General features: G+C 74.6%; 16 protein-coding genes. 10 read left to right on the top strand and 6 right to left on the bottom strand.

Features of this window, described 5'->3' with window-relative positions; translation table 11 throughout:
- The first annotated feature begins 45 nt into the window (after positions 1 to 45).
- The 5 genes from CCO02nite_RS08805 to CCO02nite_RS08785 are packed head-to-tail and all read left to right on the top strand — an operon-like array spanning position 46 to position 3,969.
- Positions 46 to 735 (top strand): ABC transporter ATP-binding protein, encoded by a 690-nt coding sequence (locus CCO02nite_RS08805; RefSeq protein ID WP_146842770.1) that lies wholly within the window; start codon positions 46 to 48, stop codon positions 733 to 735.
- On the top strand, positions 732 to 2,300 hold the full coding sequence (locus tag CCO02nite_RS08800; RefSeq protein WP_146842769.1) for a DUF6297 family protein: 1,569 nt from the start codon (positions 732 to 734) through the stop codon (positions 2,298 to 2,300). The genes CCO02nite_RS08805 and CCO02nite_RS08800 overlap by 4 nt, the downstream gene beginning before the upstream one ends.
- Positions 2,297 to 2,932 carry a 16S rRNA (guanine(966)-N(2))-methyltransferase RsmD gene (rsmD, locus tag CCO02nite_RS08795; protein WP_146842768.1) on the top strand — a complete coding sequence of 212 codons (636 nt, stop codon included), beginning with the start codon at positions 2,297 to 2,299 and terminating at the stop codon, positions 2,930 to 2,932. Before CCO02nite_RS08800 ends, rsmD begins: the two co-directional genes overlap by 4 nt.
- Before the next feature lie 9 nt (positions 2,933 to 2,941).
- Positions 2,942 to 3,475 carry a pantetheine-phosphate adenylyltransferase gene (coaD, locus tag CCO02nite_RS08790; protein ID WP_146842767.1) on the top strand — a complete coding sequence of 178 codons (534 nt, stop codon included), beginning with the start codon at positions 2,942 to 2,944 and terminating at the stop codon, positions 3,473 to 3,475.
- Positions 3,472 to 3,969 (top strand): hypothetical protein, encoded by a 498-nt coding sequence (locus tag CCO02nite_RS08785; protein WP_146842766.1) that lies wholly within the window; start codon positions 3,472 to 3,474, stop codon positions 3,967 to 3,969. The genes coaD and CCO02nite_RS08785 overlap by 4 nt, the downstream gene beginning before the upstream one ends.
- Positions 3,970 to 4,038: 69 nt before the next feature.
- Here the strand turns inward: CCO02nite_RS08785 and CCO02nite_RS08780 are convergent, their stop codons facing one another.
- Positions 4,039 to 4,653: a hypothetical protein gene (locus tag CCO02nite_RS08780; protein ID WP_146842765.1), complete on the bottom strand. Its 615-nt coding sequence runs from the start codon at positions 4,651 to 4,653 to the stop codon at positions 4,039 to 4,041.
- 1,207 nt (positions 4,654 to 5,860) lie between these two features.
- On the opposite strand from CCO02nite_RS08780, the gene CCO02nite_RS08775 reads away from it, so the two are divergent.
- The 4 genes from CCO02nite_RS08775 to mutM are packed head-to-tail and all read left to right on the top strand — an operon-like array spanning position 5,861 to position 8,318.
- Entirely contained in the window at positions 5,861 to 6,436 is a 576-nt protein-coding gene (locus CCO02nite_RS08775; RefSeq protein WP_146842764.1) for a YceD family protein, read from the top strand.
- 2 nt (positions 6,437 to 6,438) lie between these two features.
- Positions 6,439 to 6,636 (top strand): 50S ribosomal protein L32, encoded by a 198-nt coding sequence (rpmF, locus tag CCO02nite_RS08770; RefSeq protein ID WP_146842763.1) that lies wholly within the window; start codon positions 6,439 to 6,441, stop codon positions 6,634 to 6,636.
- A 34-nt stretch (positions 6,637 to 6,670) separates the two neighbouring features.
- The gene (rnc, locus tag CCO02nite_RS08765; protein ID WP_146842762.1) at positions 6,671 to 7,372 is read left to right on the top strand and encodes a ribonuclease III; all 702 of its coding nucleotides are present in this window, start codon (positions 6,671 to 6,673) and stop codon (positions 7,370 to 7,372) included.
- Positions 7,373 to 7,379: 7 nt separating this feature from the next.
- A complete protein-coding gene (mutM, locus tag CCO02nite_RS08760; protein WP_146842761.1) occupies positions 7,380 to 8,318 on the top strand; it encodes a bifunctional DNA-formamidopyrimidine glycosylase/DNA-(apurinic or apyrimidinic site) lyase in 939 nt (312 codons plus the stop codon).
- A 10-nt stretch (positions 8,319 to 8,328) separates the two neighbouring features.
- Here mutM and CCO02nite_RS08755 read toward each other — a convergent pair whose 3' ends face one another.
- Positions 8,329 to 9,279 carry an NAD(P)-dependent oxidoreductase gene (locus CCO02nite_RS08755; RefSeq protein ID WP_246117465.1) on the bottom strand — a complete coding sequence of 317 codons (951 nt, stop codon included), beginning with the start codon at positions 9,277 to 9,279 and terminating at the stop codon, positions 8,329 to 8,331.
- 82 nt (positions 9,280 to 9,361) lie between these two features.
- On the opposite strand from CCO02nite_RS08755, the gene CCO02nite_RS08750 reads away from it, so the two are divergent.
- Positions 9,362 to 9,988: a response regulator gene (locus tag CCO02nite_RS08750; RefSeq protein ID WP_146842885.1), complete on the top strand. Its 627-nt coding sequence runs from the start codon at positions 9,362 to 9,364 to the stop codon at positions 9,986 to 9,988.
- Between the two features lie 5 nt (positions 9,989 to 9,993).
- Here the strand turns inward: CCO02nite_RS08750 and CCO02nite_RS08745 are convergent, their stop codons facing one another.
- Genes CCO02nite_RS08745 through cydB form a run of 4 tightly spaced genes read right to left on the bottom strand, consistent with a single transcriptional unit; the run spans position 9,994 to position 16,347 of the window.
- Positions 9,994 to 11,715, bottom strand: coding sequence for a GAF domain-containing sensor histidine kinase (locus CCO02nite_RS08745; RefSeq protein WP_146842759.1), 1,722 nt, complete (start codon positions 11,713 to 11,715; stop codon positions 9,994 to 9,996).
- On the bottom strand, positions 11,712 to 13,529 hold the full coding sequence (gene cydC / locus CCO02nite_RS08740; protein WP_146842758.1) for a thiol reductant ABC exporter subunit CydC: 1,818 nt from the start codon (positions 13,527 to 13,529) through the stop codon (positions 11,712 to 11,714). The genes CCO02nite_RS08745 and cydC overlap by 4 nt, the downstream gene beginning before the upstream one ends.
- The gene (gene cydD, locus CCO02nite_RS08735) at positions 13,526 to 15,235 is read right to left on the bottom strand and encodes a thiol reductant ABC exporter subunit CydD (RefSeq protein ID WP_146842757.1); all 1,710 of its coding nucleotides are present in this window, start codon (positions 15,233 to 15,235) and stop codon (positions 13,526 to 13,528) included. Before cydD ends, cydC begins: the two co-directional genes overlap by 4 nt.
- A complete protein-coding gene (gene cydB / locus CCO02nite_RS08730) occupies positions 15,232 to 16,347 on the bottom strand; it encodes a cytochrome d ubiquinol oxidase subunit II (protein ID WP_146842756.1) in 1,116 nt (371 codons plus the stop codon). The genes cydD and cydB overlap by 4 nt, the downstream gene beginning before the upstream one ends.
- Positions 16,348 to 16,351 lie beyond the last annotated feature (4 nt).

Here is a 16,351-nt window from a genome sequence, read left to right as displayed (position 1 = left end):
ACCGACGGCGATGGCGGGTGTCGCGCGCACTCTAGGGTGGCGGTCATGGCGAGCGTCGTGCTGCAGGCCTCCGACGTGCTCGTCGGGTACGGCGGGGCGCCCGTGTGCGCACCCGCCAGCTTCCGACTCGCACCCGGCAAGGCCCTCGCGCTCGTCGGCGCCAACGGCTCGGGCAAGTCGACGCTCCTGCGCGCGGTCCTCGGCCTGCTCGAACCGATGGGCGGCACGTTGCGCGTCCTGGGGGAGGCGCCCGACGAGCGTGCGGCGGCATTCCGGACGCGCGTGTGCGGCGTGCTCGACGACGACGCGTGGTTCCCGGCGCTGACCGTGCGCGAGCACCTCTACCTGACGGCGCGCGGTCACGGCGTGCTGGGCGCGAACGACGTCGTCACCGGGCTGCTCGAGGAGTTCGGGCTCGAGCAGGAGCAGCACGCGCTGCCGGTCGCCCTCTCGTCGGGTCAGCGTCGGCGGCTCCTGCTGGCCGCCGGGTTCGCCCGGCCCCGCGACCTGCTGGTGCTCGACGAGCCGGAGCAGCGGCTCGACCGCGCGATGCGCGACCACCTCGCGTCGCGGCTGATCGACGAGAAGGCGGCGGGCGGCGCCGTCCTGCTCGCGACGCACGACGGCGACCTCGTGCAGCAGGTCGCCGATCGCGCGGTGTTCGTCTCCGACGAGGCGGTCGAGGTCCTCACCCCCGCGGCCGCGGCCGCGCGGATCGCCCGCGAGCCACGATGAGCCACCTCGAGCTCGGTGAGGTCCCGACCGCGCGCGAGATCCGGCGCTTCACGGTGCTGGCCGGCAACGCGCGCGGGGGAGCGGGTATCGGTGCGGTGGTCAACGACGCCGCGTACGCCGTCAGCTGTGCCGTGATCACCGCGGTGCTCGCGATCGGGGCGGTGGGCCAGCTCCGGGAGTCGTTGCCGCGGACCCCGGCCCCGCCGGGATCGTTGAGCCTGGCCGCGGTCGCGGTGAGCGCCCTGGTGGCGGCCGCCGGTGCGACGCTCGGGCTCGCCGCGAGGCTCGGTCCCGTAGGGCTCGGCGGGCCCGAGGCGGCGTGGTGGCTCCCGCTGCCGGTCGACCGCCGTCCGTTGCTGCGCCGTCCCGCGCGCCGTCTGCCGATCGTCGCCGCGGTCGTGGGCCTGCTGCTCGTCGGGTTCGTGGCGCTCGGCGTGCTCGGCGACGATCCGGGCGCCGCGGTCGCGACCGCGATCGCCGCGGGTGCCACGGGGGCTGTGCTGGTGCTCGCGGCGGGGCTCGCGCAGAGTGCCGGACGGCGCCGGCCCGCACGCGCCGCGGGCGATGCCGTCGTCGCCGCCGCGCCGGTGCTGGCACTGGCGCTCGCGGTCAGCGGGGCCGGCTCGTCGTCCTCGTGGGCGCTGCCCTGGTGGGTCGCGGTGGTCGCGGTCGTGCTCGCCGGTGCGGCTGCGTTCGCGCTCGACGCGCGCCTGGACCGCCTCGGCACGCCGACCCTGCGCGCGGGCGGCTCGGTCGTGACGCAGGCCGCGGGTGCGCTCGTCTCGTTCGACTCGCGTGAGCTGGGCCGTGCGCTCACCGACGCGGGGACGCCTGCTCGACGACGACGCTCGGCCGCCCTGCGCACCGTGCGAGGACCGGTCAGCGCGCTGGTCACCGCGGATCTCGTCGTGCTGCGCCGGTCGTCGTGGCACGTCGTGCAGCTCGTCGGGACCGCGCTGGTGCCCGTGCTCGCCACGCGCGTGCCACAGCTCGCGGGCGTCGGCGGTGTGCTGGTCGCCGTGCTGGTCGCGGGGTTCGCGGCGACCACGGCCACCGCGGAGGGCGCGCGCCGGGCCGAGGCGAGCCCCGCGCTCGACCGGCTGCTGCCGCTCGACGCCCGTTCCGTGCGCCAGGCGCGGATGGTGGTGCCGTGGCTCGCGATGACGGCGTGGTCGGTGCCCGTGTTCGTCGCCGTCGGGATGTGGGCGCACGACGTCGCGGGCTTCCTCGCGCTCGGACTGGTCGCGGTGCCGGTCTGGGCGGCGGGCGCCGTGCGGGCCGCGTACCGTCCCGCGCCGAACTGGGACGGTCCGCTGGTCGCGACGCCCGCGGGTGCGCTGCCCGGGGGCCTGGCCGGTGTGCTCGCGCGCGGCCCCGACGTCGTCGTGCTCGGGCTGCTGCCGCTGTGGGTCGCGCTCGGGCTGCGCACGGTCACGCCGACGATGCTGCTGCTGCAGGCCGTCGCGGCCACCATCGCGGTCGCGGTGGGGTCCTCGACCTCGACCCGCACGCTGCTCGAGCGGATCGCGGGTGAGCCGACGACCGACGCGGGGGGCCGACCATGACGCGCATCGTCGCCGGGACCGCCGGCGGACGCACGCTGCAGGTGCCGCGCACCGGCACGCGACCGACGAGCGAGCGCGTGCGCGAGGCGCTGTTCTCGCGGCTCGAGCACCTCGACGTCGTCGCCGACGCCCGCGTCCTGGACCTGTACGCCGGCTCGGGCGCGCTCGGGCTCGAGGCCGCGAGCCGGGGCGCCCAGCACGTCACGCTCGTCGAGTCGGCGCGCGAGGCTGCCCAGGTGTGCCGGCGCAACGTCGCCGAGCTGGGGCTGACGTCGCGCGTGATCGTCGCGGCCGAGCGCGCCGAGCGGTTCGTCGAGCGCGCACCCGCACTCGCGTGGGACCTCGTCCTGGTGGACCCGCCCTACGACCTCGACGAACGCGGGCTGGCGGCCGTGCTGGCGCCGCTCGGGTCGCCGGGCGCGCTCTCGTCGGCCGCGGTCGTCGGGGTCGAGCGTTCGAGGCGTGCACCGGAGCCGACGTGGCCCGCCGGCCTGCGCCGGTTCGACTCTCGCGCGTACGGCGAGACCGTCGTCTGGTTCGCCGAGCCCGACCTTCCCGCCGAGGCATCCGCCGAGGTGTCCGACGAGGTAGCCGACGCGCTGCCGGGCGACGGTGCTGGCGGGGATGCGTAGGGTGGCGGCGTGAGCGTTGCCGTCTGCCCGGGGTCGTTCGACCCGCTGACGCTCGGCCACGTGGACGTCGTGCGCCGCGCGCGCACGATGTTCGACGAGGTCGTCGTCGGCGTCGCGACCAACTCCGCCAAGTCGCCGTTGCTGTCCGCCGACGAACGTGTCGCACTGGCGCGGGCCGCGTTCGCCGGGGATCCCGGCGTGCGGGTCGAGCCGGTGCCGGGCCTGCTGGCGGACTTCGTCACGCAGGTCGGCGCGTCCGCCGTGGTCAAGGGGCTGCGCGGCGGCGCGGACTTCGACGGCGAGCTGCCCATGGCGCTCATGAACCGCCACCTGACGGGCGTCGAGACGGTGTTCGTGGTGGGGGAGCCGGCGCTCGCGCACGTCGCGTCGTCGCTGGTCAAGGACGTGGCCCGGTTCGGCGGGCCGATCGACGACCTGGTCCCGGCCGGCGTGGCGGCGGCCGTGCGCGCGGCGCTGGACCGGTCCGTCGGTCGCGGCGGGGACCCGGGCGACGCGACGCACGACGAGGGGAGCGGACGATGACGGAGCACGACGAGTCCGACGCGCAGGATCGCGCCGAGGGTCTGACGGGGGTGCTGGACGCGATCGAGTCGGCCGTGGCCGCCGCGCGGTCGATGCCGATGTCGTCGTCGGTGCTGGTCAACCGGGCCGAGCTGCTCGACCTCGTCGGGCAGGCGCGCGAGGTGCTCCCGGACCAGCTCACGCGCGCGGACGAGGTGCTCGCCGACGCGGACTCCGCGCGCGCGCAGGCGCAGGCCGACGCGGACCGGGTGCTCGCCGACGCGCGCCGGGACGCGGCGGAGCTGGTGTCGCAGGAGGCGGTCGTCGCGGCGGCGCACGAGGAGGCCGCGCAGATCGTCGAGGCGGCGCAGCGCACCGCGGACGACCTTCGTCGGGAGGCCGACGACTACTGCGACCGGCGGCTCGCGGACTTCGAGATCGACCTGGGCAAGGTGCTCGCGCAGGTGCAGGCGGGTCGCGCCAAGCTCGCGGGCCGGCTCACCACGGACGGCTGAACGCGCGGACCGCGGGCCCTGCGGGACACGGTGTCGGCCAGGCGCTGGTCGACGAACTGCACCCTCCGCCTACGGACACTCGCTCTGTGTGGGCGCGGTCCCGGTCCGGTACTCCATCGAGTCGATCAGCCAACCGTCCGCCGACTTCGACAAGGAGACGGTGCCGAGGTCGGTGTCGGGCCCGACAGCTCGAATCGTCACGTAGTTGTCCGTGGGATAGGAGACCAAGCCCGCCTTCCCGCTGCGCAACGCGGCAAGCGCCGCCTCCAGCGCGGCTGCCTCTGCGACGGCTGACGGCGGCGCGTTGAAGGTGCCGGGTGGTGCTGTGGTCGACTGCGTGCGTGCGTATTCCCGCACGCGCTCGGCCCTGTGGTCGAGTGCCGCTTCGACGGTGGGGTAGCCGGCGCCGGGCGCTCCCTCAAAGATGCTGGTCCACCAGCACACGACCTCGACCGAAGCCGACGGTGTCGAGGTCACCGCGTGATCGGGAGTCGCCGCGCCGCCCGCGCTGGTGCTGGTCCCGCAGCCGGCACACGCGGCGACCAGCGCCGCGCCCATCGCGGCTCGGAGCATCCGGTTCGCCATGGCCTCACTCCCTGCCTCGAGTCGGAGTCGCCAGATCAGTAGATGTAGCTCAATGACGTCGTGTCCCAAGCGTCGAGCGTTCTTCGCTGCGACCTCCACCTTCCTAACTTAGGTTCGTTCTTTGCTTGACACATTGTGGCTTGATCGAGCGTGCTAGCGCACTTCGCCTTGGTCATCGACGTTGGGGGGCCAGGGCTGTACCCGGCGCGATGGACGTCCGTCGTCTCGGGATGCGCCAGGCCGAGTGCGTGCCCGAGCTCATGAATCAGCGTCGAGCCTGCGTCAATGAGTTTGCTACAGGTGTAGGAGGAGGTCGGGGATGTGCAGTTCTCCCACGCCGCACGCCGGGAGTCGTCTTGCGTGAACCAGTCGTCGCGGACATTGAGGCGGATGTACGTCGTTCCGTAGACCTGAACGGCTGGCTGCGTGTGCACGAGTTTGCAGGTCGAGCTGAGGTCCGTAATTCCGAGAAGGTCCGGGTCGTTGAGGGTTCTCATACTTGACGGCGATGTAAGCCGGGTTGGCCGAGCTGGTCTTGCCCACCCACCGCAGGCCGTTGCCGGACCCCGTGTTGGCGGAGACCGCCGCATCCATCCGGGAGACCGCGTCACTGAGGCGCCCGGTGAAGCTGTTCAAGTAGCCACCGTTCGTGCTGTCCGCGGGAAGGTTCACGTGGCCGACCTCAAGGTCGCCGTCCTGGGCAATCTTGCTGTCGTAGCTGCAGCCGAGCCAGCCGTAGACGATGTCGTGGGCGCTTGCGGGTGACGCGAGAGCAAGGCCTGCGACGCCGACGAGACACACGGCCAATGCCCCAGAAAGTACGCGGGCGGCCGTGCGCTGGCTTCCCATGGACTCGATCGTCCCCAGCCACAGACGTCGTGTCAATCGGAGCCTCGCGATGCGATGTTCCACGCGGGCGAGGCGGCTCAAGCCGCACCGTCCGGCCCGGGTCCGCGCACGGGCGTTGACGGGTAGGTGAATGCGGGTCTGCTTCGTGATCGGACATCGGGACGCCCATCGGGCCGGCGCAGGCAGCGTGCTTCGCCGACCCGTGCCGCGACGCGTAGCTTCGCCGACCCGTGCCGCGACGCGTATGAGTGCGTGTCGCCGGAGGCGGGCGTCGCGGCTGCGCCCGAGCAGCCCATGCGGATCGTGGGGGCGGCGCTGCGCACGTCCGACGGCTGACGCCCGGAGGGTCGCGGCGGGACGTGGGAGGATTTGGGGGTCGACCGGGCCACCTGTAGAGTTGCCCGTTGGTCCTGCCGGTTGCGGCGTGGGCCGAGATCACACGAGGGGACCGACGGCTGTGCACCGCTCCGTTCACCTCGATCCTCGTTCGCCACTGGTCGTGGACACCCACGACCTGGGCGGACCGGGGTCGATGCGGACCGCGCAGCGCACAGTGGCGGCCCCCGAGGATCTCGGCACCGACGTGATCGGCATCCCCACCGGGACGGACCTCGAGCTGGATCTGCGGCTCGAGGCGGTCATGGAGGGGGTCCTGGTCACGGGCTCTGTCCGCGGCCGGGCGATCGGGGAGTGCGTGCGGTGCCTGGGCGAGGTGGTCGACGACGTCGACGTCACGCTCACGGAGCTGTACGTGTACCCCGGGCGCGCGGCGGTGGCGAAAGAGGACGGCGACGAGGACGAGGACGTCCGTGAGCTCGAGGGCGACCTGCTCGACCTCGAGCCCGCGGTGCGGGACACGCTGGTGCCGGCCCTGCCGTTCCAGCCGCTGTGCCGGCCCGACTGCCCGGGTCTGTGCTCCGAGTGCGGAGCGCCCCTGGCGGACGACCCTGACCATTCGCATGAGACGATCGACCCTCGCTGGGCGGCCCTGACCGGCCTGGCGGGTGTGGATGACGACGAGGAAGAGAGCTAGCCGTGGCGGTTCCGAAGCGCAAGATGTCGCGCAGCAACACCCGTGCGCGTCGGTCGCAGTGGAAGACCACTGCCGCCACGCTCACCTCCTGCCCCAACTGCAAGGGCGACAAGCTGCCTCACACGGCGTGCCCGACGTGCGGTCGCTACAACGGCCGGCAGTACGCCGAGGCCCTGCGCACCGAGCACGACGGCCGCTGAACCCGGCGCGTCGTATGACGCCCGGAGCGCCGGCATGAGTGCCGCCGCAGCCGAACTCCTCGAGAAGCTCGGGGTCCACCTGGACCCCGAGCTTCTCGTGCTTGCCCTGACCCATCGCTCGTTCGCGCACGAGGCGGGCGGGATCCCGACGAACGAGCGGCTCGAGTTCCTCGGCGACACCGTCCTCGGTCTCGTCGTGACCGAGTCGCTGTACCGCGAGCGGCCCGAAGACAGCGAAGGCGTGCTCGCGAAGATGCGGGCCGCCACCGTCTCGCAGAAGGGGCTCGCCGGCGTCGCCCGCGAGCTCGACCTCGGCGCGTACGTGCTGCTCGGCAAGGGTGAGCTCGCGACCGGTGGGCGCGACAAGGACTCGATCCTGTCCGACACGCTCGAGGCGATGTTCGGCGCCATCTACCTCACGCACGGGCTCGAGGTGGCGCGCGGGGTCGTCGAGCGGCTCGTCGGACCGACCCTGGCCGCGGCCGCGCACCTCGGGGCGGGTCTGGACTGGAAGACGTCGCTGCAGGAGATCGCCGCCGCGCTCGGGCTCGGCGTGCCGGTGTACGACGTCGAGGGCGTCGGCCCGGACCATGCCCGCACGTTCACCGCGACGGTCGTCGTGGGTGGCGAGCCGCGAGGCGTCGGCACGGGCCCGGCCAAGAAGGTCGCCGAGCAGGAGGCCGCTCAGGAGGCGTACTGCGCGCTGCGCGCGCTGCAGGACGCCCAAGCCGGCTGAGCCCGGCGTGCCCGAGCTGCCCGAGGTCGAGACCGTCCGCGACGGGTTGGCCCGTCATGTGCTCGGTCGCGCCGTCACCGACGTCGAGGTGCGCCGCGCGTACAGCGTCCGTCGGCACGAGGCCGGGCCCGCGGATCTCGTCGGGCGGCTGCGCGGGCGGCGCCTGGTCGCCGCGGTCCGTCGCGGCAAGTTCTGCTGGCTCGTGCTGGGCGACGACACCGCCCACACGCCCGACGAGACGCCCGACGACGCGCTGCTCGTGCACCTCGGCATGAGCGGCCAGCTCCTGGTACGCGGCGACGTGACCGCTGCCCAGGGCGCGCAGGACCACCCGCACCTGCGCGTGCGGTTGTGGTTCGACGACGGCGGAGCCCTGGACTTCGTCGACCAGCGCACGTTCGGGCACCTGTCGGTGCAGGATCTCGTCCCGACGCCCGACGGCGCACCCGGCGGGCTCGGCTCGCCGATCGCGGCGGTGCCGGAACCGGTCGCCCACATCGCGCGCGACCTGCTCGACCCGGCGCTCGACCGCCGCGCGCTCGTCGCGGCCGTGCGGGCTCGTCGGACCGGACTCAAGCGTGCGCTGCTGGACCAGACGCTGGTCTCCGGCATCGGCAACATCTATGCCGACGAGGCGCTGTGGCGGGCCGGTCTGCACTACGCCCGCCCGACCGCCGCGCTGCGTCGCACCGACGTCGAGCGCGTCCTGGACGCGGCCCACGAGGTGATGTCGCAGGCACTGGCCCAGGGCGGCACGAGCTTCGACGCGTTGTACGTGAACGTCAACGGCGCCTCGGGCTACTTCGACCGCAGCCTGGCGGTCTACGGCCAGGAGGGCCGGCCGTGCCCGCGCTGCGCCACCCCGATCCGCCGCGACACGTTCATGAACCGCAGCGCCGCGTACTGCCCGCGCTGCCAACCGCGCCCGCGCCGGCCCCACGCCTGACGGCGCCGGGTCAGGAGACCAGGTTCGGCAGCGGAGCACCCGCGGACCAGGCGGCCAGCGCGCGCGTGAGGAACGCTCCGGCGTGCTGGGGGCGGCCGCCGGCGGCGTGCGGCGAGATCAGGATGCGCGGCTGCGCCCACAGCGGGCTGTCGGGCGGGAGGGGTTCGCGTGCGGTGACGTCGAGCGCCGCACCGGCGAGGCGGCCGGCGTCGACGGCGTCGAGCAGCGCGTCCTCGTCGAGCGTCGCGCCGCGCCCCACGTTCACGACGAACGCGCGCGGCGGCAGCGCGGCGAGCACGGCCGACGAGACCGCGTGCCGGGTTGCCGGCGTCGCGGGCAGCAGGTCGACGACGACGTCGGTCTGCGGCAGGACACGCGGCAGGTCAGCCTCCGTGACCACCGCGAACGATCCCGCGGGTGCGCCGGTGGCGTCGGTGCCGGGCCGGGTGCCCGCCGAGCGGGCGACCCCCGTCACGGAAGCTCCGAGCGCGGTGAGCAGCGGCGCGAGGCGTGCGGCGATGGACCCGAAGCCCCAGATCAGGACGTGGGCGCCGTGCAGTGTGCGGACCTGCTCGTCGTGCACGGGCTGGATGCCGCCGAGCTCGCCGGCCCACCGGCGCACGTCCTGCGCGCGTACGAGCGAGGGCAGCGAGCGGACACACGCGAGCACGAGGGCGAGCGTGTGCTCCGCGACCGGGCCGTCGTGCAGCCCGCTGCCGGAGGTCACGACCACGCCGGGGAAGCACTCCTGGACGACCTCGGTCCCGGCAGCGAGCGACGCGACCCACCGCAGCCGGGGCATGCGTGCGGCGGCGTCGAGCATCTCGCGCCGGCCGTTGCCCCACACCACGAGCACCGACGCGTCGAGCGCGTCGTCGGGTACCGGGGCGTCGACCGCGTAGCGGACCGACCGCCAGCCCGCGGGCAGCTCGACGGTGTCTTCCAGCGTGGTGGGGAGCATGATCTTGTGCACGCTTGGATACGATGCCACCGTGCCCGATCCCAGGACCGCCAGCCCCGCCAAGTCAGGCCCCATCACGGTGATGATCGTCGACGACCACGAGGTCGTCCGTCGAGGCATCGCGGAGGTCGTCGAACGTACCGACGGGATGACCGTCGTCGCCGAGGCCGGCTCCGTGGCCGACGGCGTACGACGAGCGAGCCTCGTGCGCCCGCAGGTGATGCTCGTCGACCTCCAGCTGCCCGACGGCACGGGGATCGACCTGCTGCACCAGGTGCGCGAGAAGCAGCCCGAGGTGCGCGCGATCGTCCTGACCTCGTTCGACGACGACGACGCGGTGGCCGCCGCGCTCGAGGCGGGCGCCTCGGCGTACCTGCTCAAGTCGGTGCGCGGTGCGGAGATCACCGAGGTGATCAAGCACGTCGCCGCGGGCCGCACGCTGCTCGACGAGCGCACCGTCACGCGCCGCAAGGCCGGTCACGAGGACCCGACCGAGAACCTCACGCCGAGCGAGATGCGTGTGCTCGAGCTCATCGGCGAGGGCCTGTCGAACCGCGAGATCGCCGAGCGCCTGGGCGTCGCCGAGAAGACCGTGAAGAACCACATCACGTCGCTGCTCGCGAAGATGGGCCTCCAGCGGCGCACGCAGGTGGCCGCGTGGGTCGCCGCGCGCAAGCACAGCAGCTGGCGGGCCGAGCCCGGTCGCTGACGGGTTCAGGTCAGGCGCGCCTGCCAGGTCAGGAGCGTGCCCCGACCGTCCGGCGCGGTGCCGAGCGTGAACGTCCCACCGTGCTGGTGCGCGCGTGAGGCGAGGTTGCCGGTCCCGGACCGACGTTCGCGCGACGCGGGCAGCCCGAGGCCGTCGTCCTGGACCTCGATGCGCACGGTCCCGGTGGGTGCTGTCCCCGCCACCGCGACCGTGACCTGCACCGACGCGGCGTGCGCATGGCGTGCGGCGTTGGCCAGGCCCTCGCGCACGACCGCGACGGCGTCGTCGGTCAACGGGACGCTGACGCGCTCGTCGAGGCGGTCCTCGTCGAGCCCGTCGTCGCCGAGCGGGTTGCCGTCGAGCGTCACGACGAGCGACGGCGCGAACCCGAGGCCGGTGCGGGCGAGCGACGCCTCGCGGCGCAGTCGTTCGGTGAGCCCGGCCGCCGCGTCGGGGTCGCGCAGCGCGTAGACGATCTGACGGATCTGCCGCACGGACGAGTCGACGTTGTCGAGCGCCTCCTCGACGATGCTGGTCAGCTCGGCGGGGTCGACGCCGCGCGCGGCCCGCCGGCGCGCCGTCTCGAGCTGCATGCCCGTCGCGAACAGCTGCTGGATGGCGAGGTCGTGCAGGTCGCGCGCGATGCGCTCGCGCTCGTCGAGCAGCGCGGCCACGTCCTGCGCGTGCCGGGCCTCGGCGAGCACGAACGCGAGCGCGGCCTGCGACGCGAACGACTCGGCGGTGGCCAGGTCGCTCGGCTCGAACGGGAGCGCGCCGATGCGACGCAGCAGGATGAGCACGCCGACACCGCGGCCGGACGTCTGCAGCGGGGCGAACATCGCCGGCCCGAACGAGCGCATGACCTGGACCTTGACGTTGCGCGACGCCGACAGCGAGGCGGAGACGAGGCCGTGCCCCTCGGTCATCACGATCCAGGCGCGTCCGCCCTCGACCATCTCGGTCCCGACGAGCGTGTCGGCCAGGTAGCCGTCGGCGAGCTCGATGTACAGCCGACCACCCAGGCCGGGCAGGGCGAGCGCGGCGGTGTCGGCGCCCGAGACGGCACGGGCGGTCGCCGCGATGTGCGCGAGTGCGTCCTCCTCGTCGATGCCCTCGAGCAGCATCGTCGCGATCTCCTGGCCGGCGCGCAGCCAGTGCTCGCGTCGCGCCGCCTCGGCGTAGAGCTGCGCGTTCGACACCGCGACGCCCGCGGCGGCGGCGAGAGCGACGACGGTCTCCTCGTCCTCGGCCGTGAACCCGCCGGCCTTCTCGGACAGGTAGAGCTGGCCGAACACCCGCTCGCCGACGCGCACGGACGCACCGAGGAACGAGCCCATGGGCGGGTGGTGCGCGGGCCAGCCCTGGAAGGCGGGGTGCTCCGTGAGGTCGCCGAGCCGCAGCGCGCCGTGCGCCGGGATCTTGCCCAGCACGCCCTGCGCGTGCGGGCCGTGCGACATCATCCGGGCGACCGCGGTGGGGATGCCGGTGTAGACGAACGTCGTCGACTCGCCGCGTGCGTCGAGCACGTTGATCGCGGCGTAGCGGGCGCCGGTCAGCTCGGCGCTGACCTGCACGAACTTGTTCAGCACGGCCGGCAGCTCGAGCTCGGAGGCGACCGCGAGGATCGCGTCGAGCAGGTCCGTCAGCGGGTCGCCGGTGAGCTGGGTCGCGATGCCGGTCACGGGCGACAGGCCGCGCGAGAGGTCCGCGGGCTGCTCGTCGCTCATGGGTGGGTTCCGGGGGTCACGACAGCACGGTAGCCGTCGCCACCCTCGGGTGCGTCCTGCCCGCGCGGGTCCAGGCGCACGACCTCGTCGAACAGGTCGAGGTCGGCCTCGCGGTGGGTCACGACGAGCACGCCGCGCGCGGGATCGGCGCGCAGGGCCGCGAGCACGCGCGCGGCGGCTGCGTCGTCGAGGTGCTCGGTGGGCTCGTCGAGCAGCAGCAGGGGGGCCGGGTGCAGGAGCGCGCGTGCGACGAGCAGGCGACGGCGCTCACCGCCCGAGACGGTGCGCGCGTCGGTGCCGAGCGGCGTGTCGAGGCCCGCGGGAAGGCTCGCGAGCCAGCCGTCGAGCCCGACCGACCGCAGCGCCGCGCTCGCCTCGTCCGGCGTCACGTCGCCGCGCGCGACCCTCAGGTTCTCCAGGACGGTCGTGCCGAACACGTGCGCGTCCTCGGTGACGACGACGAGCCGGTCCGCGCGCTGCGGGTCGGTGGCGGGATCGCGCACCTCGGCCGGGTCCGCGCCGGGCACGGTGAGGTCGAGCGTCCCGGCGGCGCGGGGGAGCAGCCCCGCGAGCGTGAGCAGGAGGGTGGTCTTGCCGACGCCGCTGGGCCCGACGACGGCGATCGCGCGTCCGGGCGTCAGGTCGAGGTCGATCCCGGCGACGACGGGTTCGCGCCCGGGCCAGCCCGCCGCGAGTCCGCGTGCGCGCAGGGCGGGCACCGGGCCGGCGGTCGTCGCGGTGTCGGTCCGCACGTCCGACGAACGAGCAGTGGCCGGTACCGGCACCAGGCGTGTCCCGGGGTCGGCGGCGGGGGCGGCGCCGTCGGCCGCGGGATCGGTCTGCTCGACGAGCGCGAGCACCCGAGCGGCGGCCGCACGCGAGCGGTGCAGCTGGATCGCGGCTGCGGGCAGCAGCGCCGTGGCCTCGAACGCCGCGAGGGGCGTGAGCACGACGACCGCGAGCAGGACCGGGTCGAGCGTGCCGGCACCGACCGCGGGCACGCCGGTGACCAGCGCGGCCAGCACCGCGAGCCCGACCGCGAGCTGGCCGAGCCCGGTGGCGAGCGCGGCCGGCCCGGCGCCGGAGTCCACGGCCCGGGCCGTGCGCGTGTCGGCGTCCCGCAGCGACGCGAGCTCGTCGGGCACGCGCCCGGCGACCGCGAGGGGTCCGGCGTCGTCGAGTAGCCCGAGCGCGGCGGCCCCGGCCGCGGCGCGGGCGTCGGCCGCCGCGGTCTCGGTGCGGGCCGCGGCACGTGCCGCGAGCCAAGGTGCGACGACACCGGCCAGCACCAGGCACGCGGCCAGCGCGAGGCCGGCGGGCGGGAAGATCAGCGTCATCGCGCCCGCGGTGACCACACCGAGCACGCCCGCGACGGCCGCCGGCAGCAGCGCGCGGACCACGAGGTCGCCCACGGCGTCGACGTCGGCGCCGACGCGGGCCAGCAGGTCACCGCGCCGCACCGCGAGCAGGCCGTCGGCGCGTCCGGCGGCGAGCCGCTCGTAGAGCGTGGTGCGCAGCGTCGTCATGCCCCGCAGCGCGAGGTCGTGGGAGACGAGCCGCTCGACGTACCGCAGCACGCCGCGCCCGATGCCGAACGCCCGCACCGCGACTGTCGCGATCGACAGCGTGAGGACCGGCGGCATCTGCGAGGCGCGTGCGATCAGCCACGCGGACACGGCCGCGAGCGCGACCGCGCACCCGAGCGCGAGGACGCCGAGCGTGACCGCGGCCGCGAACCGGCGCCCGTCCACCTCGAGCAGCCGGAACGCGCGCCGGACGGTGCCGCGGTCGGCACGGATCTCGGACGTCGTCATCCGGTCACCGTCTCGAGCGCGGCGAGCGAGTGCACCTCGTCGGCGAGCGCGAGCACCTGCGGCCGGTGCGCGACGAGCAGCACGGTGCGGCCCTGCGCGCGCAGCGCCTGCACCGCGGCGAGCACGACGTCCTGCGCCGCGGCGTCCAGGTGCGCGGTCGGTTCGTCGAGCACGACGAGCGGGGCCGACGACTGCAGCGCGCGGGTCAGCGCGACGCGCTGCACCTGACCGACCGACAGCCCGTGCCCGCCGCGGCCCACGCGCGTCGCCCAGCCCTGCGGGAGGTCCGCGACGACGTCGGCCAGCCCGGTGAGCGCGGCCGCGGCCGCGCGCGTCTCGTCGTCCCCTCCGACCACCTCGGACAGCACGCCGGGTTCGACGACCGCGCGCTGCGGTACCCACGCGACCTGGCGCCAGTAGGAGCCCCGCTCGACGTCCCGCACGTCGACACCCTCGTCGGATGCACGCTCGTCGGACTCGCGCTCGTCGGGGGTGGACGCGTCCGACGACGCGAGCGGGACGAGGCGGACCGTGCCGCGCACGGGCGCGAGCAGGCCGAGGAGGATCTCGACGGTCGTGGACTTCCCCCCGCCCGAGGGTCCGGTGAGCGCGACGACCCGGCCCGGTCCGAGCGTGAGCCGCAGCCCGTCGGGTGTGCCGCCGGGACCGGCGAGGTCCGTGACGACGATGCTCGCGGTCGCCAGGTCGGGGGCGGGCGCCGTCCCGGCGGCGGGCAGCGGCTCGTCGAGGACCTCGAACGCCGCCTGCGCGGCCGCGACGCCGTCGGTGGACGCGTGGAACTGCGCGCCGACGGCACGCAGGGGAGCGAACACCTCGGGCGCCAGGACCAGCACCGCGAGCCCGGTCACGAGGTCGAGCTCGCCGGCGACCAGCCGCAGGCCGATGCCGACCGCGACGAGCGCGACCGACAGCGTGGTCAGCAGCTCGAGCACCATGCCGGACAGGAACGCGATCCGCAGCGTGCCCATGGTCGCGGTCCGGTGCGCGTCGCCGAGGGCCCGCACGCGCGCCGCGGGTCCGCGCTCGCGCCCGAGCGCGCGCAGGGTCGGCAGGCCGACGAGCAGGTCGAGGACCTGGGCGGACAGCCGCTGCATCGTCGCGAGCCCGCGCTCGGAGCGACCCTGCGTGAGCCGTCCGACGAGCCACATGAAGATCGGCACGAGCGGCAGCACGAGCACGAGGACCGCGGCCGAGACCCAGTCCAGCCCCAGCACGACGAGCAGCGTCGCGGGCGTGACCGTGGCCGCGAGGAACAGCTGCGGCAGGTAGCGCACGAAGTAGGGCTCGAGCGCGTCCAGGCCGCGCGTGGCGAGCGTGACGAGCTGCGCACCGCCGCCCGCCGCGACCCGCCGGGGTCCGAGCGCGACCGCATGGGCCACGACGGCCTCGCGCAGCTCGCCGACGGCGCGCGTCGCGGCGCGGTGCGCGTAGCGCTCCTGCGCGGCGCTCACGACGGCCCGCGCCAGCACGACGACGACGAGCCAGCCGACCAGCGGCGCGACGGCGTCCCATGTGCCGGCGCCCAGCGCGACGCCGTCGTCGACCGCGCGCCCCAGCGCGTGCGCCAGCAGCAGTGCCTGCGCGACGACCAGCGCCGCCGTGAGCAGGCCCAGCACGGCCGTCAGCGCGGCGTAGCCACGGGCGGCGCGCGCGTGCCGCAGCAGGCGCGGGTCGAGCGGCTTCACGCCCCGGGCGTCCCCGCGGAGTCGTCGGGACCCGAGCCGTCCGAACCCGAGCCCGAACCAGACCCGACCGCGACCGGCTCGGCCGGCGGGTCGAACGTGAGGCCGACGGACGCGGGGATGTGCTCGGCCGTGAGCCGCTTGCGGAACACCCAGTACGTCCAGCCCTGGTAGAGCAGCACGAGCGGGGTGAGCACGACCGCGACCCAGGTCATGACCGTGAGCGTGTAGTCGGTCGAGGACGCGTTGTCGACCGTGAGCGAGTTCGCCGGGTCGAGCGCGGGCATCACGTCGGGGTACATCGAGCCGAAGATGAGCACCACGGCGCCGACGATCGCGACGGCGGACGCGACGAACGCGGGCCCTTCTCGTCGGGCACGCGTGGCCAGGACCAGCAGCACGAGGGCGACGGCCGCGACCGCGACGGCCACCCAGGTCCAGCCCTTGCCCGAGTACGCGAGCTGCAGCCAGATCGCCCACGCACCGGCGACGACGAGCGTGACGACCGACAGCCGCGCGGCCGTGGCGGCCGCGCGCTCGCGGATCGCACCGTCCGTCTTGAGCGCGAGGAACACGGCGCCGTGCGTGAGGAAGATCAGGGTGGTGACCGCGCCCGCCACCAGCGCGAACGGGTTGAGCAGCGCGAAGAACCCGCCGACGTACTGGTGGTCCGCGTCGAGCTCGACGCCGCGCACGATGTTGCCGAACGCGACGCCCCACAGCACGGCGGGCAGCCACGAGCCGAAGATGAGCGCGCGGTCGGCCCAGGCGCGCCACTGCGGCGAGTCGATCTTGCCGCGCCACTCGAACGCGACCACGCGCACGATCAGCGCGATGAGGATGAGGAACAGCGGCAGGTAGAACCCGCTGAACAGCGTCGCGTACCACTCGGGGAACGCCGCGAACGTCGCGCCGCCGGCGGTCAGCAGCCACACCTCGTTGCCGTCCCAGACCGGGCCGATCGAGTTGATCATGACGCGGCGTTCGCGCTCGCGGTCCTCCTTGCGGGGCAGCAGCCCGAGCAGCATGCCCACGCCGAAGTCGAAGCCCTCGAGCACGAGGTAGCCGGTCCACAGGACGGCGATGAGGACGAACCAGACGTCGGTGAGCTCCATGGTC

The organism is Cellulomonas composti, from assembly GCF_007990245.1.
In the GTDB taxonomy this organism is placed as follows: domain Bacteria; phylum Actinomycetota; class Actinomycetes; order Actinomycetales; family Cellulomonadaceae; genus Cellulomonas; species Cellulomonas composti.
The sequence above is the reverse complement of the archived record's forward strand: the minus strand, read 5'-3'. Positions and strand labels throughout refer to the sequence as shown.